The following is an 18,091-nucleotide window of genomic DNA, read 5'->3' as shown; positions in this document are numbered from 1 at the left end:
TGAATTTCCTTTCTAATTTTGGTTTAGACGCTTAAATTTTAGCATAGGAAATATTCATATGTCTTTTTGTATTTTTATACAAAATAGGTTTGAATGATTTCTCATCCACACCAAAAGTCGGAGACCCGTAAAAAAGAGAAGTCCAATTGGGCTTCTTTTTTTGTGCACTCATCAAATTAAAAAATAATGATAAAACAATGAAAAAACACTTGCCAATTGCCGCCACATTTGTTAAATTATAAATAGATTAGAAAAGGAGGAGATACTGATGATGAAAGAAACGCACAAAGAATACCAAATGCTAGACCACTCTTTGATCATTGTAGCTCCTCATGACCAATTATTAATTATTATTAGCTAATAGGATTCTTCCAATTGGAGAGTCCTTTTCCTCGTGAGACGGGCTCTAGCTAGTAAGACGGCAGCCTGGTTCACAGGTTGCCGTCTTTTTGTTTTTAATATGCGGTTTGTTGTTTGTCATTTTCGGTTTGTTAAAGGGGATAATTTATGAAGCATGTAATGAAACGTATGGGACTAGTTTTGACATCGGCATTAACGTTAGGGGCATGTGCGAGTGTGACGACTGCATCGTCGTCAGCGACTACAGATACTGCAGATACCGTAAATATCGGTGGTTTATGGGCATTATCTGGTTCCACCGCTTCGTATGGTGTCGTGCAAGATAATGCTGTGAAATTGGCAATTGATCAACGTAATGCAGCAGGTGGGATAGATGGCAAAGAAGTTACCTACACGAATTATGATGATAAGGGTACAGGTGAGGAATCTGCTGCAGGAACTACCTACTTAGCAGAGAACGGGGCGAGTGTCATTATTGGTCCTGCGACTGCAGCCGAAACATTTGCAGCGCAACCCCAAGCGGAAAATATGAAAGTACCTATGGTTTCTCCATCAATTACTACAGATGGTGCTGAAATTAATGATACCACTGGTGAAGTATGGGAATGGTTCTTCAAAACCTGCTACGCAGTAACAGATCAAGGGACATCACTTGCACAATTTACAGATGACCAAGGTTACGAAACAGTTGCTCTTTTAACAGATAATTCAACAGATCATGGGCAAAATTTAAGTCAAGTATTCAGCGAAAATGTGCAAGCCGATATTGTTATCGATGAATCGTATGTATCTGGAGATACGGATTTCAAATCAATCTTAGCGAACGTGCAAGCAGAAGACCCGGATGCCATCTTTATAGCGGGTTATTATCAAGAAGCGGGACCAATTATCAAACAAGCACGTGAAATGGGGATAGATGCACCAATAATTGGCGGTACGGGTATCGGAAATCAAGCTTTGGTTGACTTAGCTGGTGCTGAGAATGTAACGGATGTGTACTACTCTGCTATGTATGTCTATTCTGAAGATGCAGATCAAGATGTGAAAGACTTTGTAGAAGCCTACCGTGAAACTTATGGTACCGAACCAGATCAATTCTCTGCATTGGCTTATGATGCGGCAAATCTAGTGATGGATGCAATTGATCGTGCTGATTCAAATGACCCAGATGCCATTAGAGCAGCAATAGCAGAAACGACTGATTTTGACGGTATCTGTTATGACTACACAATGAATGAAGATCATACAGTTGATGCGCCGGCTTTCATTCAAGAATTGCAAAATGGTAAACCAACAGACACAGCAATCATGATTTCTCCTGAAGGTGAAGTAAGCGAAGTAAAATAATCAATTCATAATCTCACAAACATTCAAATGGAAGAAGGCTTTTAAATGGAATTAGGACCAACTGGAAAAGTAGCAATTGTTACGGGAGCAAGTAGAGGTATTGGTTTTGAAACAGCCAAAACGCTTGCTAGTGAGGGTGCACATGTTGTGATTACTGCACGTCGTGAAGACCGATTGAAAGAAGCTCAAGCTGCTATCAAGGCAGCAACAGGCAAAACAGTCGATTATGCTGTCGCTGATGTCACTGATTTAACTGCGGCAGAACAGGCAGTTGCATCTACAGTAGAAAAATATGGCACAGTGGATATTTTAGTCAACAATGCGGGTGGGCATCGTGCAGGCTCATTTGAAGATGTAGATAATGATGCATGGCGTTTCGACTTAGAAATTAAATTGATTGGGGTTGCGAATTTTACCCGAGCAGTATTACCACATATGCGTGAGCAACGCGCTGGTTCAATTGTTAGTGTGGTATCAAATTCTGGAAAAACACCGGGTCCTAAATCTATTCCAACATCTCCAGCGCGCGCTGCGGGATTGGCTGTTATTAAAGAGTTAAGTAAGGAATACGGTGAATATAATATTCGAGCAAACGCTGTATGTATTGGGTATATTCGCAGTGAGCAGGTGGAAAAATGTGGCAAAATGACCCTGAGAAGCCAACTTGGGCAGAATTTTCTAAACAAAAAGCACAAGCTACCCATACACCTATGGGGCGAGTTGGTGAAACCGATGAGGCAGCTCGTGTGATTACTTTCTTAGCTTCAGATGCAGCATCTTATGTTTCTGGTACTGCGGTAAATATTGATGGTGGTGCTTCAGACGCTATGTAAGTATGTAAAAGTTCACTTATGTAAGGAAAGGATTGGTTATGTTTGATATAGAAATACGCAAATCTGCGGAAATTTTGTATGATGCCTACCGTGATAATAAGCCGGTTGCCTTTGGTAAATTTCCTATTATTACGGAAGAAGATGGTTATAGAGTTCAGGCTGCAGTGAATGATTGAAATTTCAAAATGGGGAGAAAGTGGCGGGCTATAAAATTAGCTTGTCTGGTAAATTGCAACGTGTTTTTTTCAATACAGATACGCCATTATATGGTGAAATGACGGATTCAAGTTTGGTAAAGGATGAAATTTCTTTGTCAGATTACATCAAACCCTTGCTTGAATTTGAAATTGTCTTCCTAGTAGATGAGACCATATATGTTAGTGATTCTGCAGAAACAATTATGCGTAAATGCCGTATTGCTGCTGGTTTTGAGATTCCAGATAGTCGCTTTATGGATTGGTATGGTAATATTTCTAAATTTGAATTAGAGGCGGATGGTGCAGCAAATGCAGCTCTGGTATACGGTGAAGCACGTCAATGTACCTATGATGAAATAGATAACCTTTTGGGGCGGGTTACGCTTGATGGTGAACAATACGCTGAAGGATCTTCTATTGAAATAATGGGCCACCCAGTAAATCCTGTTCAATGGTTGGCGGAAATGTTAGATATTCGAGGTAAAGAAATTCAAGCAGGGATGTTTGTTTCTTCGGGGGCAGTAAACATGCCCAAAGTCATTACGCCGGGACACTATGTGGGCCATTTTGATGGTTTACCAAAGGTTTCTTTGCATGTAAGTCAATAAACGAGGCTGGGACAAAAATACAGGACAAACATTACTAAGCAAGCCTTATTCTGTATTTGTTTAGAATACTGCGATTATAGAATGAACCTATCATTCTATAATTTTGGGCGTTTTTATCAAGAATAAATGGCGGTACTATAAAATATGGTATTTTTTTATAGTATATATTTCCATGCGTGATAGATTTTATTATTTATAAAGAACGAGCCTTCATTCTATAATAATAGTCATTTTTTTATAGAATGAAATTTTATATGATAAAATTTCGCATTATTTTCTAGTATTTCGCATTTTTCTATAATGAGCTCGTTCACAATACAGCAAACGAGGTTGGAACATTTTATCCCAACCTCGTTTTTTTTATGAAAACTAGTACCCTTTTTCTTTAGACACTAAGTTTACCGGCAAGTTATTTGTAGCTATATATCTACTATGTTAGCATGGAATATTTTATAGGTTTCATCTGCAAAGTGCTCAACCTGTCCAGTCATATGTGGTGTCACATCAATTTTTTGGTGTTGCCAGAAAGGATGATTATTTGTTAGCGGTTCATCATCAAATACATCTAAGGCGGCATAGGATAAGAAATTGTTGTCAAGGGCAGTAATTAAGTCTTCATCGACAACTGCATTTCCGCGTCCCACATTAATAAAAATAGGCTGGGCAGTTTGGCGTGCGAAGAAGGATTGATTAAATATATGGTTGGTTGCAGATGTCGCAGGCAAAACATTCACGATAATGTCGGCGTCACTACTTTCAGCAAGTGCTGTGTCTGTATCTAATGTAGTATCAAAGTATTCGACTGAACGGCCGGATGTATTCACGCCAATGGTAGTCATACCGAAGGCTTGAGCTAACCGAGCAATTTCACGGCCAATATTACCGGCACCGAAAACGATGATTTTCTTATTTGTTAATGAGCGATGATCCGCTTCGGCTTGCCATGTATTTGATGCTTGACGTGTTTTGTAAAGATGCAAATGGCGATATTGATTTAAAATATAGCCAAATACTGTTTCTGCAATAGGTATAGCATGAATACCACTCATGTTGGTAATGCGGATATTGTCATCGGATAAAATTTCACTTGGTAAATGGTTTACACCGGCAAATTGTACTTGAATCCAGCGAAGGCTATCATATCCGTGTGTTAAAAATTGATCTGCAAACTCATTTTTCCAGCCATATAAAATTTCAACATTTGGAAAATCCTCATCTTTGAGCTCACTAGCGAGACGTACAGTATAATGCTCTGCCAAAGCTGCGATTTCAGCCACTTGCCAATCCTTAACGGTTGTTGCAATTGTTAATAATTTGGACATAGGTAAACCCCCTAAAAATGTTTTCTCTATTGTATCACTCTTATAGTTTTGATGCGAAAATGAGTATATTCTCATAAACCTAGTACCGGTATATTCGTAATTGCTAGTTATTTTTGCTATAATTTATTTAATAATTAAAGGGGGAAGTTTTCATTTGACAGAATCTGCAATCAGTAAAAGTATAGCCTTGATGAACCCTGCATTAGCGGTCCAACTATTTGGCACAGAAGATAAGCATTTAGCTTTAATTGAACAAGCCTTTGAGGTGCAAGTCTTTGCAAAAGATGAACAAATTGAAGTGACCGGTGAGGAAGAAGCTGTCGGACAATCTATTGCCTTATTAAAAGAATTACAGGTGGTAATGCAATCTGGGATTGTGATTGGTGAACGCGATGTGGTGACTGCTATTAAGATGGTTAAAAATGGCACTTTAAGTCATTTTGCCAGCTTATATGAGGAAGAAATTGGTCGTACCGTGGAAGGTAAAGCCATTAGGACGAAAACGGTCGGTCAACGTCAATATTTACATGCAGTAAAAGATAGTGCGATTACTTTTGGTATTGGTCCTGCGGGTACTGGGAAAACTTTTCTAGCTGTTGTGATGGCTGTTCAAGCTTTAAAACAAGGTCGTGTGAAACGAATTGTGCTCACTCGTCCCGCTGTTGAGGCTGGAGAAAGTCTTGGTTTCCTGCCTGGTGATTTAAAAGAAAAAGTAGATCCATATTTAAGACCCATTTATGACGCTTTGTATACAATTTATGGGCGTGAACATACGGAAAGATTGCTTGAACGTGGTATAATAGAAGTTGCGCCATTGGCATATATGCGTGGTCGTACTTTAGAGGATGCTTTTGTTATCTTAGATGAAGCACAAAATACCACAGTTGCTCAAATGAAAATGTTTTTGACCCGTCTAGGCTTTGGGTCAAAAATGATTGTAAATGGTGATAAAACCCAAATTGATTTACCTCGCGGGGCAAAGTCAGGTTTAATCGATGCAGAAAATCAATTACAAGGCATTAAAGATATTGCCTTCGTCAATTTCAATGCGGCTGATGTTGTACGTCATCCAGTTGTTTCTGCCATTATCAAAGCATATGCAAATGAAGACTAAGTTACATTATACATAGAAAAGGGTGGTAAGGTGTTAGACTTACTTTTCGAAGACAAAACCGGTGAATTAACAGCCGAAAATGAAAAGATGCTGCAAGATTTATTAGCCTATGCAGCGGATTATATGAAATTAGACGGTGAAATTGAATTATCATTAACGATTGTTGATGATGAAGAAATTCATGCAATTAATAAAGAGTACCGTAATATTGATCGCCCAACCGATGTTATTTCTTTTGCCATTGAAGACCAAGGCGAAGATGAAATGGCAATCATTGGTTTGCCGGACGATTTACCACGAGAATTAGGCGATTTATTTATCTCAATTGATAAGGTGAGAGAACAAGCTATTGATTACGGGCATTCTTTTGAACGTGAGTTAGGCTTCTTAGCTTTACACGGATTCTTGCATTTAAATGGGTACGACCATATGGAAGAAGCCGATGAAAAAGTAATGTTTGGCTTACAGAAAGAGATTTTAGATGCTTATGGCCTTAAAAGAGACTAAAAAACCAGTAAATGTTCATAAAGTGGATAAGAATCATTCATTTATGGAGTCATTAGGTTATGCCTTGGAAGGCATTCGCTTTACACTGGTGAATGAACGTAATATTCGCTATCAAACGATGGGTTTCGTATTGGTAATGCTTGCAGCATGGTTCTTTCAACTGCCAATGGAAAAATGGCTCATTTTAATTTTAACTAGTACTATCGTGATTTGCATGGAAATTTCCAATACAATTGCTGAGTGGACAATCGATTTGATTACCAATCATCATTATCATCCAATTGCTAAAAATGTAAAAGATGTAGCCGCAGGTGGCGTATTGATTTCATCAATAGTGGCCATTATTGTAGGATTAATGATATTTTTACCAGAAATAATCGCTTTATTTTAAAGCACACAAAAAGGGAGACAAATTTGAATATAGAAGATTTTAATATCAATGATTTTGATAATATCGAAGACTTAGAAAAACTGCTTGAAGGTGACGAAGACGAAACAGAAGGTGATGGTTTCCAAGGCTTTAAGTCTGGTTTCGTTGCAATTGTAGGACGCCCAAATGTTGGTAAATCTACATTCTTGAACAGAGTTGTCGGTCAAAAAGTGGCCATCATGTCTGATAAGGCACAAACAACTCGAAATAAGATCCAAGCGGTCTATACTTCAGATGAAGCACAAATCGTTTTTATCGATACGCCAGGTATCCATAAACCACATAATGAGCTTGGTGAATTTATGAATACGTCTGCTTACCAATCATTGGATGAAGTAGATGCCATTTTAATGTTAGTAAATGCTGAGGAACCAATTGGTCCTGGAGACAAATTTGTCATTGAAAAAATTAAAGGGAAAAAGACGCGCAAGTTCCTTGGTGTCAACAAAATTGATAAGGTATCACCCGAAACCTTAGCAACCTTTATGCAATCAATTCCAAACCAGGAAGTTTTCGATGGCATTATACCGCTATCAGCATTAAATGGTAATAATGTGGAGAGTTTGGTCCACACCTTAGTTGAGTTATTGCCAGAAGGACCACAATATTACCCGAGTGATTTCTTAACAGACCATCCTGAATACTTTGTTGTGTCAGAGTTGATTCGTGAACAAATTTTGAAAAATACTTTCGATGAAATTCCTCACTCTGTGGCTGTCCAAGTAGATTCAATGCAAAAAGATGAATTGGACAAGGTTCATGTCTATGCGACAATTATCGTTGACCAAAAGAGCCAAAAAGGCATTATCATTGGTAAAGGCGGTAAGATGATCAAGAAAATCGGTGTAGAAGCACGTAAGGAAATTGAAGCCTTACTTGGTTCAGGTATTTATCTTGAATTATGGGTAAAAATTATCAAGAATTGGCGTAACAACAAAGCTGACCTAGGTAATTTAGGTTACAATAGCAAAAACTACAAGAACTAGTTAAGAAATTTCATTCACAATAGAAGGGGGCAGGGCCATGCGAAAGGATTATTACGCTCGTTTCGATGGGATTGTCCTTTTCACGCGTAAATATAAGGAAAATGACCTGTTGATCAAGATATTTACCAAAGAATTTGGTAAACGCATGTTTTTCATTCGTAATATTCAACGAACCAACAATGGTTTGCGTGAAATCGCCTTTCCTTATTTACGGGCAAATTTCGTAGGCAGGATTAATGATAAGGGATTTTCCTTCTTAAGTGATGTTGGTGACCGTTATTTTCCCAAAACGACGATTCAAAATATTGAGGCAAATGCCTATGCAGCTATATGGTAGGCTTGACGGATGCAGCTTTTGAGGATTTTATTCCTGAAGACAGCTTATTTGATTTACTCTGGCAAGGATTAGAAAAAATAGAGGCGGGTGTTGATCCAACAGTCGTCGCCAATATCTTTGAAATTCAGATTTTACCCAAATTTGGTGTCACACCCAACTTTAAAAGTTGTGCAATTTGTGGTAATACGCAAGGTAACTTTGATTATTCCATGCAATATGCAGGGGTATTGTGTGAACAACATTTCCATATGGATGAACGTCGTTTACATTGGTCAAGGAGAGCGAGCTATTTTATCCGAATGTTTAGTCAGATACCCTATGCCAAATTAGGTACTGTTTCTCTAGGTCAACAGACTAAATCAGAATTACGTCACGCACTTGATATGCTTTATGAAGAGTACGTGGGCATACATTTAAAAAGTCACCACTTTATTAGTCAAATGGAAAGTTTTATCAATCCGCTTGACGATAAACAAGAAAAAACGTATGATAATAGCTAAATAAAAGAAGTGCAAGGAAGATAACAAGTAGATCTGTGAACCCACTCAAGCGAGGTCGAATGGTGAAAGCGACTGTGGTCTAGCATTTTGAAGGCATATTGGAGCACTTAACAATAAAGCGCTAGTAGCAAGAGCTGCTAGAAGTAGGGTGGAACCGCGATACTATCGTCCCTATGTGTTTGGTCTTTTTCAAATGCATAGGGGCTTTTTCATGGTTACCTGTGTATTTGAGCAAAATTTTATAGAAAATGAGGATGTGAATATTTTGGCAACTACGCACAAAACTTTTCAAGAAATTATCTTAACACTTCAAAACTATTGGGCAGAACAAGGTTGTTTAGTTTTAAACGCCTATGACACTGAAAAAGGTGCTGGGACTATGTCACCATACACTTTCTTACGTGCAATCGGTCCAGAACCATGGAATGCATGCTATGTTGAACCTTCTCGTCGTCCAGCTGATGGTCGTTATGGTGAAAACCCTAACCGTTTGTACCAACATCACCAATTCCAAGTAGTGATGAAACCAAATCCAGATAACATCCAAGAATTGTATATCGAAAGTTTAAAACAATTGGGTATTGATCCATTGAAACATGATATCCGTTTTGTAGAAGATAACTGGGAAAACCCATCATTAGGTTGTGCTGGTTTAGGTTGGGAAGTTTGGTTAGATGGTATGGAAGTTACCCAATTTACCTATTTCCAACAAGTAGGTGGTTTGGAGTGTAAACCTGTAACATCGGAATTGACTTACGGTCTAGAACGTTTAGCGTCTTACATTCAAGAAGTCGACTCAGTATATGATATTGAATGGACTGAAGGCGTGAAATATGGTGAAATCTTCGGACAACCAGAATATGAACATTCTGTTTACTCTTTCGAGAAATCAAATGTAGATATGTTATTTGAAGCATTCAACCAATACGAAGCAGAAGCACTGAAACAAATTGATAATGAATTAGTTCACCCAGCATACGACTACATCTTAAAATGTTCTCATACATTTAACTTGTTAGATGCACGTGGGGTGGTATCTGTTACAGACCGCGCAGCATATTTAGCACGTATCCGTAATATGGCACGTCGTGTTGCCAAAATGTTTGTGAAGAAACGTGCTGACCTTGGTTACCCATTGTTAGATCGTGAAACTGCAGAAGCATTATTGAAGGAGGAAAAATAATGAGCCAACATACATTTTTATTTGAAATTGGTTTAGAAGAAGTACCTGCTCAATACGTACGCGATGCTGTAAACCAATTAGAAAGCCTAGTTTCAGCTTTCCTAAAAGAAAATCGTTTAGCTTTTGAAACGGTTGAAACTTTAGCAACACCAAGACGTCTAACTGTTCGGGTAAATGGTATTGCTGAAAAACAAGAAGACTTTTCTGAGGTAGCAAAAGGACCTGCCAAACGCATTGCCCAAGATCAAGATGGCAATTGGACAAAAGCTGCCCAAGGTTTCGCACGAGGAAAAGGCGCCTCTGTTGAAGATATTTACTTTGAAGAAGTGAAAGGGGAAGAATATGTTTTCATTAATATTTCTAACCCTGGTAAAGACGCTTTAGAAGTATTACCTGAAATTGCAAGTGTCATCGAACAAATGTCATTCCCAGTATCAATGCATTGGGGTGCTAATGACGTCAAATATATTCGTCCAATTCACTGGTTGGTCGCTTTATTAGATGAGACACTTGTCCCAGTCTCATTCTTAAATATTCAATCAGACCGCATTTCTCGTGGACACAGATACCTAGGTTCACAAGCTGTAACAATCACTTCTGCATCATCATATGAAGATGATTTAGCAAAAGAATTTGTTGTGGTCAACCAAGATACACGTAAAAAGATGATTGAAGACCAAATTGCAACTTTAGCAACAGAAAATAATTACCAAATTGATATCGATCAAGACTTACTTGAAGAAGTAACCCAGATTGTAGAATATCCAACAGCCTTCATTGGCGATTTTGACGAAAAATACTTAGCTTTACCAGATGAAGTCTTAATTACATCAATGAAAAATCACCAACGCTACTTCTACATCAAAGATCAAGACGGTAAGCTATTACCATTATTCTTATCTGTACGTAACGGTAATGGCGAGTACTTGGATAACGTCCGTAAGGGGAATCAAAAAGTGCTGACTGCTCGTTTAGAAGATGGTTTCTTCTTTGTTAATGAAGACAAAACGAAATCTATCGAAGATTTCACTGCACGTTTAGCTAAGGTGACTTTCCATGCTGAAATTGGCTCATTAGCTGAAAAAATGGCTCGTACTGGTCAAATTGCTACTTACTTAGAAGAAAAATGGTCAAGTCAATTAACGAACATCGAAGTGACTGACATCGAACGTACCGCTGAAATATATAAATTTGATTTAATGACAGGTATCGTAGATGAATTCTCTGAATTGCAAGGTATCATGGGTGAGAAATATGCACTTGAAGCTGGGGAAACACCAGCAGTTGCCACAGCAATTCGTGAACACTATATGCCAATTTCTGCAGATGGTGAATTACCAACAAGTCCATTAGGGAAATTATTTGCCATCGCTGATAAATTAGATGCAGTAATTTCATTCTTTAATATTGATCGTATCCCTTCTGGTTCTAACGATCCATTCGCTTTGCGTCGTCAAACTTCTGGAATTGTGAGAATTCTCATCGAAAATGAATTAACATTAGACTGGAAAACTGATATCATTAATATCTTACAGTCTGTTTACGGTATTGAAGACCAAGATAGCTTAGCAAAATTGCAAACTGCTTTGAATCAATTCGTAAATGACCGCTTGAAACCTATTTTTAATGATAATGGTATTCGCTATGATATTGCTGACGCAGTTTTAAATGCGAATAGCTATGATGTTTTGACTAAAGTGCAAGCAAGCCAAGTGTTACAAAATGCTCGCAGCAAGGACAACTTCAAAGCAACAATTGAGGCTTGGAACCGTATTTTAAACTTAGGTGAAAAAGCACGCGAATTAAATGTAGCTGACGTTGCAATTGATGAAGCAATTTTTGAAACTGATTCAGAAGCTACTTTATATGAAGCTGCCAAAGGGTTAGAGATGACAAATGACCTTCAATCCAATTATAATCAATTAGAAGCATTAACTCCTGCCATTACAGCATTCTTTGATAACAATATGATTTTTGCTGATGATGAGAAGGTTCGTAACAATCGATTAGCCATTTTAAGTTTAATTGCGCAACCGATTTTAACCATTGCAGATACTAATCGCATCAATACAAAATAAATACAAATTTAAAAACGAAAGGAGGGGTAACACATGTCTACATTTTTTGATTATGCAAAAATCTGGGTAAAAGCAGGTAAGGGTGGCGATGGTATGGTTGCCTTTTTACGAGAAAAATATCGACCTGATGGAGGTCCCGCTGGAGGAGATGGTGGTCGCGGAGGCGATATCATCTTTAAAGTGGATGAAGGATTAAGAACCTTAATGGATTTCCGTTATAACCGCCACTTCAAGGCAAAACCCGGAGATAACGGTATGTCTAAAGGGATGTACGGTAGAGGGGCACAGGATATGTATGTATCTGTACCACCTGGAACAGTTGTTAAAAACTTTGACACTGGCCAAATTATCGGAGACCTTGTCGAAAATGGGGAAGAATTAGTTGTTGCCCATGGTGGTCGTGGTGGTCGCGGAAACATGAAGTTTGCTACGCATACTAACCCAGCACCAGAAGTTGCTGAAAACGGAGAACCAGGTGAAGAAATCACTTTACAATTAGAATTGAAACTGATTGCCGATGCCGGTTTAGTTGGTTTCCCTTCTGTTGGTAAATCGACCATTTTATCTGTAGTTACCGCAGCAACACCAAAAATTGCGGATTACCATTTCACAACCATCACCCCGAACTTGGGTGTAGTGAATACGCGTTCGAATGAATCGTTCGTATTAGCGGATTTACCAGGTTTAATTGAAGGTGCCGCAGATGGTATTGGTCTTGGTTTCCAATTCCTTCGTCACGTTGAACGTACTAAGGTAATTTTACACGTGATTGATATGGGTGGTTTTGAAAACCGCGATCCATTTGATGACTATGTGGCCATTAACAAAGAGCTTAAGAATTACGATGATCATTTGATGGAACGTCCAACGATTATTGTGGCCAATAAGATGGATATTCCAGAAGCTGAACTATACATCGAAGAATTTAAGGAAAAGATTGCGGCATATTTTGCTGAAAACTTCCCTGAATTAGAAGTGCCAGAAATTTTCCCAATTTCAGCTTATACAAGAGAAGGTTTGGATCCATTAATGGATCGTACCGCTGATCTGATTCGTCAAGAAGAAGAGCGTATTGCTGAAGAAGGTAATAAAGCAACAGATGAACAAGTTGTTTACGAATTGCCACAAGATGAGGAACCACCATTCTATATTGGTCGTGAATCAGATGGTACCTTCTACCTATATGGTGATAAGATTGAGAAGATGTTCAAAATGGCAAATTTGGATTACGACGAGTCCGCATTACGTTTTGCCCGCCAATTGAAAAATATTGGTGTTGATAAGGCTTTACTAGCCCGTGGTGCACAACAAGGCGATATTATCCGAATTGAAGATTACGAATTTGAATTCCAAGAATAGACATTTTCTGTCTATTCATGAGCGTACATTTCACCAATATCGTTTGGAGAAAGGGTACGCTCTTGGTTTTTGATGTCCAATTTTAAAATAGAAATGAGCGAAAAAAGTGGAATTAACTTTTTTGGGAACGGGTGCAGGTGTACCGAGTAGAAATCGAAATGTCACTAGTATCATGTTAAAATTATTAGATGAAAGTAACGAGATGTGGATGTTTGACTGTGGTGAAGCAACCCAACATCAAATTTTAAAAACAACCTTGAAACCCCGTAAAGTAAGTAAAATATTTATCACCCATTTACATGGTGATCACATTTTTGGTTTGCCAGGTTTCTTGTCTAGCCGAAGTCATCAAGGTGGCGATAGTCTCTTAACCGTTTATGGACCAAAAGGGATTAAGGAGTATATTCAAAGCTTTGTACGCCTAACTAAAACGACACTTGGCTATGAATTACGAATCATTGAACTTGATCAAGAGGGCATTGCTTTTCAAAACGATCAATATCAGGTCATTTATCATACGCTTGACCATGCAATCCAATCTTATGGTTTCCGCATAGTGGAAGCAGATCAAACGGGTGAATTATTGATAGATAAGGCACGCGAAGATGGCGTACCAAATGGCCCCTTATTAGGTCGACTGAAAAAAGGCCTGATAGTTACGCTTGAAGATGGTCGCCAATTAAATGGCTTAGATTATATTGGACCAGATAAAAAAGGGCATATAGTGACCATCCTTGGTGACACCCGCTATAATGAACACGCGATTTCCTTAGCTAAAGATGCGGATATCCTTGTTCATGAAGCAACATTTGCGGCAGGCGAAGAAAAAATGGCAAGAAATTATTTCCATTCAACGGCTAATCAAGCAGGTAAGGTTGCTGCGACTGCAGGCGTGAAGAAATTATTGATTACACATATTTCTGCACGTTATGTTGGTAAAGCCGCTGGTCAACTGGAGTTAGATGCACAAAAAGTTTTTGAAAACACACAAATAGTAAAAGATTTTGATTCAGTAGCGATTGATTAATGGATTTAAACATATAGGAGTGATTCAAATGTTTCAAACTTATACAGTCATTACAGGTGCATCAAGTGGTATTGGACAAGCCTTTGCTTATAAAATGGCTAGCCAAGGGCATGCTTTGATCATAAACGGACGTAATCAAGAACGGTTACAAGAAGTGAAGAAGCAAGCCTTAGCATTAGGTTCAGTGCAAGTTTTAGCGTATAATGCTGATTTGGCTGATGGTGATAAGGCCGAAGCTTTTGCTAAATATTGCTTTGAACAGGGTGAAATTGATCACTTTGTTCATTGTCTAGGTTTTGGTGATTTTTCTTATGTGAATGATCAACCCTACGCCCAAATTCAAAAATTAACGCATACCAATTTATTGCTTACTATGTTTTTAGCGAAGCGATTTGCATCAGGCATGTTAGCGCAAAATACAGTTAAAACAAATATCACGTTAATTGCTTCAGTTGCTGGTCTTTTACAAACACCTCAATCAGCGGTATACGCTGCAACTAAAGCAGGTGTGCATGCCTTTGCCAATGGATTACGTCAAGATTTGTGGGATACTAAGATTACCGTAACTTGTATCTTACCTGGACCAGTTGACACGCCTTTCTTTGAGGTAGCGGATAAAGACGGTGCATATTTTGATAATGTCAAAGCTTTTTCAACGACACCCGAGCGTGTAGCGGAGAAAATGTTTACGGCCATTGAAAAAGATCAATTAGAGGTTGTTATGCCAGGTTACTATGGCATGTTGAGCCGCGTGCTTGGTTTAGCGCCAACGCTTGGCTATCGCTTAATACATTTAGCTTATGAAAAGGGTCAATTTAGAGATTAAGATACTTTTTGACTAGAAATGAGGGCTTATTTTGTTGCAATCAGTATATGAATGGATAACGCCGGATCATAGGGATGATAATGATGGTCAGCGTGAGGCGTTGATGCAGTCTGTTTCTGAGGATTTGTCGCTATCTAAAATGCTTGTGCGCGTGGTCTATGAAAAAGGCTATCAAACGCGGGAAGCAATGGAAGAATATCTAAATAAAGCTACAGGTTTCCATGATCCTTTTTTATTCCATGATATGGATAAGGCTGTTCAAAGATTGGCAACGGCTATCGAGGATTATGAAAATATTCTGATTTATGGTGATTATGATGCTGACGGGATAAGCGCAACAACCATCTTTTATGAAACCTTGGAGTCCATGGGTGCTAATGTCCAATATTATTTACCCAATCGTTTTGATGATGGCTATGGACCAAATGAGGATGTCTACGCATATTATATTAAACAAGGTGTGCAGTTAATTCTTACTTGTGACAATGGGGTTGCTGGTCATGAAGCCATTGCTTATGCCAAGCGCCAAGGTGTTGATGTCATCGTTACGGACCATCATGAAATTGGTGATAGCTTACCGGATGCCTATGCGATTGTACATCCACGTCATCCTGAGGGGCATTATCCTTTCGGTGATTTAGCTGGGGCCGGCGTTGCTTTAAAGGTTGCAAGTGCACTACTAGGTGAAACCCCGACTGATTTATTAGATGTTGCTGCAATTGGTACCGTGGCTGACCTGGTTTCATTAACTGGTGAAAATCGTATGATTGTATCACTTGGTCTTGAGCAAATGCGTCATACAGAACGCTTAGGACTACAAACGTTTTTTGATAAGGAATCCATAAGTGCCCATCAAATCGATGAACAAACGATTGGTTTCATCCTAGGGCCACGTTTAAATGCCTGGGGCGTTAGGTGATCCCAATCCGGGGGTACGTTTCCTGACATCTTTTGATGATTTGGAAGTAGTTGAACTAGTAGACCTACTTGAAGAACAAAATACTAAGAGAAAAGCGATTGTGGAAGACATTGCTCAAGAAGCGATGGCCATTGTGGATGCTAAAGCATCATTACCAAATATCATCATTTTAGGCCGTCCGGGATGGCATGAAGGTGTGTTAGGGATTGTTGCGAGTCGCTTGGTTGAAAAATACCATCGCCCAACGATTATGTTGAGCCAAAATACTGAAACAGCTAGTTTTAAAGGTTCTGGAAGGTCTGTTGAAGGGGTAGATTTGTTTAAAGTCCTACAAGCAGGAAAGCCTTTCGCCCAAAAATTTGGGGGACATGAACTGGCTGCCGGTATGACGATTAAGGAAGATAAGTTTGAGGATTGGTGCCACGCTTTAGTCAATGAAATGGCAAACTATGCGCCTGTATTAAACCGAAAAGCACCACTACATATAGATAGTGAAATTGACTTATCCGCGATTAGTTTGGAAAATGTGCAAGCCTTAGCGCCCTTAAAGCCATTTGGTACTGGTAACCAACAACCTTTATTCTTGTTGAAAAATTTACCGATTCAACAGATTCAAGTCATTGGCAAAAATAAAGATACCTTGAAATTAACGGTTGCTTTGGATGATGTAAAAGCTTCGATGATCGCTTTTAAGTCAGCACAAACAGCTGAGAAACTAACGCCTAACGCCCCCGTTGATGTCGTAGTGACGCTTTCCATTAATAGTTGGAATGGTAGCCAAGAGCCACAGGCAATTATTCAAGATATCCGCCAAGATGGACCAAGTGTATTTGATTTACGTGGTATGAAAGAACGGAATCAAATCATGGCGATACAAAATGCTGTTTATCTATTTGAGGAAAAACTGTTTTTTGACAATTTTGCTGAAGAAGTACCGTATAATAGTTTTGGTTTGAAAACCACAGACATACCAGATTTGTTAGCAGGTAAAGATCTTGGATTTGTACCTGAATCAATAGTTATTTTTGATATTCCCCTAGATTTAACTAGCGTGAAAAACTTGATAGCTTATTACGAAGTGAAAAATGTCTATGTGTATGCATACTCAGCTAAAAATGCCTATATGGTGGGAAAACCCACACGTGAGGACTTCGCTGCTGTATATAAATATATGCTTGGTCATGGTGCTATTCCTCTAAAAGGGAAAGAACAAGCTTTGGCTGATTATTTCAAAATGCCCAAGGCTCGATTAGATGTAATCGTTGAAGTAATGATTGAAGCAGGCTTAGTTCAATGGCATCATAATGATTTGGTGACCATACCAGTCACTGAAAAGGTTGATTTATTAAGCACGAATACAATGGAAAAATGGCATTTACGCATCGAAGGTGAACGTTTTTTACGATATAAAGATGTAGATAAAATTAAAGATTACTTTTTCACAGGAGGAAAATAATGGATTTTAAAGAATTTGTAGCAGATGTACCTGATTTCCCAGAGGAAGGCATTTTATTTAGAGATATTACGCCTTTAATGAGCAATGGACCAGCATTTCATGCTGCAATTGATGAAATTGTTGCATTCGCACGCGAAAAAGAAGTAGATGTTGTTGTAGGACCTGAAGCTCGTGGTTTTATCGTAGGGTGTCCTGTTGCATATGAATTGGACAAAGGTTTCGTACCTGCTCGTAAAAAAGGTAAATTACCTCGTGAAATTGAATCAATTGATTATGGTTTAGAATATGGTCATTCAACTTTACAAATCCATAAAGATGCGATTAAACCGGGCGATAAGGTGCTAATTGTAGATGATTTATTGGCTACTGGTGGTACAATTGAAGCATGTGTTTCATTAGTGAAACAATTAGGTGGAGATGTTGTCGGTGCGGCATTTATTATTGAATTAGACGAATTTGCTGCAAGAGATAAAATTGCAGATACTGAAATCTTCTCACTAATGCACTATTAATCATTTGTACATTGGATAGTCAGATTTGACCAACATAACTTGAGGCTGGGACAAAACTACTTTTGCGAAAAAAGTAGTCCCACTTTCGTTTATTTTTATAAAGATATAGAAAAATACACGCCCACTACTGAACAAAAAAGTTCATAGTTTTGGGCGTGTATTTTTTTGAGAGACCTTTTGTCCCAGCCTA

Annotated in this window: 20 protein-coding genes; 19 read left to right on the top strand and 1 reads right to left on the bottom strand. The window is 38.6% G+C overall.

Annotated elements, in window-relative coordinates:
* Positions 1 to 507 precede the first annotated feature (507 nt).
* The 5 genes from B9P78_RS05395 to B9P78_RS05385 are packed head-to-tail and all read left to right on the top strand — an operon-like array spanning position 508 to position 3,345.
* Positions 508 to 1,707, top strand: a complete 1,200-nt coding sequence (locus tag B9P78_RS05395) for an ABC transporter substrate-binding protein (RefSeq protein ID WP_094518487.1) — start codon at positions 508 to 510, stop codon at positions 1,705 to 1,707.
* Positions 1,708 to 1,752: 45 nt separating this feature from the next.
* A complete protein-coding gene (locus tag B9P78_RS05390; RefSeq protein WP_255377082.1) occupies positions 1,753 to 2,457 on the top strand; it encodes an SDR family NAD(P)-dependent oxidoreductase in 705 nt (234 codons plus the stop codon).
* Complete coding sequence (locus B9P78_RS10540) at positions 2,418 to 2,540, top strand: SDR family oxidoreductase (RefSeq protein WP_255377081.1); 123 nt, start codon at positions 2,418 to 2,420, stop codon at positions 2,538 to 2,540. Before B9P78_RS05390 ends, B9P78_RS10540 begins: the two co-directional genes overlap by 40 nt.
* A 38-nt stretch (positions 2,541 to 2,578) precedes the next feature.
* The gene (locus B9P78_RS10195) at positions 2,579 to 2,716 is read left to right on the top strand and encodes a hypothetical protein (RefSeq protein ID WP_233487737.1); all 138 of its coding nucleotides are present in this window, start codon (positions 2,579 to 2,581) and stop codon (positions 2,714 to 2,716) included.
* A 20-nt stretch (positions 2,717 to 2,736) separates the two neighbouring features.
* On the top strand, positions 2,737 to 3,345 hold the full coding sequence (locus B9P78_RS05385) for a 2-keto-4-pentenoate hydratase (RefSeq protein ID WP_233487736.1): 609 nt from the start codon (positions 2,737 to 2,739) through the stop codon (positions 3,343 to 3,345).
* A gap of 419 nt (positions 3,346 to 3,764) precedes the next feature.
* Here the strand turns inward: B9P78_RS05385 and B9P78_RS05380 are convergent, their stop codons facing one another.
* The gene (locus tag B9P78_RS05380) at positions 3,765 to 4,667 is read right to left on the bottom strand and encodes an NAD(P)-dependent oxidoreductase (RefSeq protein ID WP_233487735.1); all 903 of its coding nucleotides are present in this window, start codon (positions 4,665 to 4,667) and stop codon (positions 3,765 to 3,767) included.
* Between the two features lie 154 nt (positions 4,668 to 4,821).
* Here B9P78_RS05380 and B9P78_RS05375 point away from each other — a divergent pair, with 154 nt between their 5' ends.
* The 14 genes from B9P78_RS05375 to B9P78_RS05320 all read left to right on the top strand — a co-directional run bounded on the left by B9P78_RS05375 (position 4,822) and on the right by B9P78_RS05320 (position 17,901).
* Positions 4,822 to 5,781: a PhoH family protein gene (locus B9P78_RS05375; protein WP_094518486.1), complete on the top strand. Its 960-nt coding sequence runs from the start codon at positions 4,822 to 4,824 to the stop codon at positions 5,779 to 5,781.
* An 87-nt stretch (positions 5,782 to 5,868) separates the two neighbouring features.
* On the top strand, positions 5,869 to 6,288 hold the full coding sequence (gene ybeY / locus B9P78_RS05370) for an rRNA maturation RNase YbeY (RefSeq protein WP_233487740.1): 420 nt from the start codon (positions 5,869 to 5,871) through the stop codon (positions 6,286 to 6,288).
* A complete protein-coding gene (locus B9P78_RS05365) occupies positions 6,263 to 6,679 on the top strand; it encodes a diacylglycerol kinase family protein (protein WP_094518484.1) in 417 nt (138 codons plus the stop codon). The genes ybeY and B9P78_RS05365 overlap by 26 nt, the downstream gene beginning before the upstream one ends.
* Positions 6,680 to 6,759: 80 nt before the next feature.
* Positions 6,760 to 7,704, top strand: a complete 945-nt coding sequence (era, locus tag B9P78_RS05360) for a GTPase Era (RefSeq protein WP_233487739.1) — start codon at positions 6,760 to 6,762, stop codon at positions 7,702 to 7,704.
* 37 nt (positions 7,705 to 7,741) lie between these two features.
* Positions 7,742 to 8,041 carry a DNA repair protein RecO gene (gene recO / locus B9P78_RS10535; RefSeq protein WP_255377080.1) on the top strand — a complete coding sequence of 100 codons (300 nt, stop codon included), beginning with the start codon at positions 7,742 to 7,744 and terminating at the stop codon, positions 8,039 to 8,041.
* Positions 8,042 to 8,043: 2 nt separating this feature from the next.
* Positions 8,044 to 8,541 (top strand): DNA repair protein RecO, encoded by a 498-nt coding sequence (gene recO, locus B9P78_RS10530; RefSeq protein ID WP_255377079.1) that lies wholly within the window; start codon positions 8,044 to 8,046, stop codon positions 8,539 to 8,541.
* A 211-nt stretch (positions 8,542 to 8,752) separates the two neighbouring features.
* On the top strand, positions 8,753 to 9,724 hold the full coding sequence (gene glyQ / locus B9P78_RS05350) for a glycine--tRNA ligase subunit alpha (RefSeq protein WP_233487734.1): 972 nt from the start codon (positions 8,753 to 8,755) through the stop codon (positions 9,722 to 9,724).
* A complete protein-coding gene (gene glyS / locus B9P78_RS05345; protein ID WP_094518482.1) occupies positions 9,724 to 11,802 on the top strand; it encodes a glycine--tRNA ligase subunit beta in 2,079 nt (692 codons plus the stop codon). The genes glyQ and glyS overlap by 1 nt, the downstream gene beginning before the upstream one ends.
* Before the next feature lie 33 nt (positions 11,803 to 11,835).
* Positions 11,836 to 13,161 carry a GTPase ObgE gene (gene obgE, locus B9P78_RS05340; protein ID WP_094518481.1) on the top strand — a complete coding sequence of 442 codons (1,326 nt, stop codon included), beginning with the start codon at positions 11,836 to 11,838 and terminating at the stop codon, positions 13,159 to 13,161.
* Between the two features lie 106 nt (positions 13,162 to 13,267).
* Positions 13,268 to 14,188, top strand: coding sequence for a ribonuclease Z (rnz, locus tag B9P78_RS05335; protein WP_094518480.1), 921 nt, complete (start codon positions 13,268 to 13,270; stop codon positions 14,186 to 14,188).
* Between the two features lie 28 nt (positions 14,189 to 14,216).
* Positions 14,217 to 15,014: an SDR family oxidoreductase gene (locus B9P78_RS05330; protein ID WP_094518479.1), complete on the top strand. Its 798-nt coding sequence runs from the start codon at positions 14,217 to 14,219 to the stop codon at positions 15,012 to 15,014.
* Between the two features lie 31 nt (positions 15,015 to 15,045).
* Positions 15,046 to 15,933 (top strand): DHH family phosphoesterase, encoded by an 888-nt coding sequence (locus tag B9P78_RS10190; protein ID WP_233487733.1) that lies wholly within the window; start codon positions 15,046 to 15,048, stop codon positions 15,931 to 15,933.
* Positions 15,914 to 17,389, top strand: coding sequence for a single-stranded-DNA-specific exonuclease C-terminal domain-containing protein (locus tag B9P78_RS10185; RefSeq protein ID WP_233487732.1), 1,476 nt, complete (start codon positions 15,914 to 15,916; stop codon positions 17,387 to 17,389). The genes B9P78_RS10190 and B9P78_RS10185 overlap by 20 nt, the downstream gene beginning before the upstream one ends.
* Positions 17,389 to 17,901 (top strand): adenine phosphoribosyltransferase, encoded by a 513-nt coding sequence (locus tag B9P78_RS05320; RefSeq protein ID WP_094518478.1) that lies wholly within the window; start codon positions 17,389 to 17,391, stop codon positions 17,899 to 17,901. The genes B9P78_RS10185 and B9P78_RS05320 overlap by 1 nt, the downstream gene beginning before the upstream one ends.
* The last annotated feature ends 190 nt before the right edge of the window (positions 17,902 to 18,091 follow it).

Origin of the sequence: Aerococcus sp. 1KP-2016, assembly GCF_002252085.1 — a bacterium.
Classification (GTDB): domain Bacteria; phylum Bacillota; class Bacilli; order Lactobacillales; family Aerococcaceae; genus Aerococcus.
The sequence above is the reverse complement of the archived record's forward strand: the minus strand, read 5'-3'. Positions and strand labels throughout refer to the sequence as shown.

Excerpts from the sequence above, each read along its gene's own strand:
- obgE (WP_094518481.1), top strand. The coding sequence starts at position 11,836 with ATGTCTACATTTTTTGATTATGCAAAAATCTGGGTAAAAGCAGGTAAG.
- B9P78_RS10185 (WP_233487732.1), top strand. The coding sequence starts at position 15,914 with ATGCCTGGGGCGTTAGGTGATCCCAATCCGGGGGTACGTTTCCTGACA.
- B9P78_RS05395 (WP_094518487.1), top strand. The coding sequence starts at position 508 with ATGAAGCATGTAATGAAACGTATGGGACTAGTTTTGACATCGGCATTA.
- B9P78_RS05380 (WP_233487735.1), bottom strand. The coding sequence starts at position 4,667 with ATGTCCAAATTATTAACAATTGCAACAACCGTTAAGGATTGGCAAGTG.
- glyS (WP_094518482.1), top strand. The coding sequence starts at position 9,724 with ATGAGCCAACATACATTTTTATTTGAAATTGGTTTAGAAGAAGTACCT.
- glyQ (WP_233487734.1), top strand. The coding sequence starts at position 8,753 with ATGGTTACCTGTGTATTTGAGCAAAATTTTATAGAAAATGAGGATGTG.
- ybeY (WP_233487740.1), top strand. The coding sequence starts at position 5,869 with ATGCTGCAAGATTTATTAGCCTATGCAGCGGATTATATGAAATTAGAC.
- B9P78_RS10540 (WP_255377081.1), top strand. The coding sequence starts at position 2,418 with ATGGGGCGAGTTGGTGAAACCGATGAGGCAGCTCGTGTGATTACTTTC.
- B9P78_RS05320 (WP_094518478.1), top strand. The coding sequence starts at position 17,389 with ATGGATTTTAAAGAATTTGTAGCAGATGTACCTGATTTCCCAGAGGAA.
- recO (WP_255377080.1), top strand. The coding sequence starts at position 7,742 with ATGCGAAAGGATTATTACGCTCGTTTCGATGGGATTGTCCTTTTCACG.
- B9P78_RS05390 (WP_255377082.1), top strand. The coding sequence starts at position 1,753 with ATGGAATTAGGACCAACTGGAAAAGTAGCAATTGTTACGGGAGCAAGT.
- B9P78_RS10195 (WP_233487737.1), top strand. The coding sequence starts at position 2,579 with ATGTTTGATATAGAAATACGCAAATCTGCGGAAATTTTGTATGATGCC.
- B9P78_RS05330 (WP_094518479.1), top strand. The coding sequence starts at position 14,217 with ATGTTTCAAACTTATACAGTCATTACAGGTGCATCAAGTGGTATTGGA.
- B9P78_RS05365 (WP_094518484.1), top strand. The coding sequence starts at position 6,263 with ATGCTTATGGCCTTAAAAGAGACTAAAAAACCAGTAAATGTTCATAAA.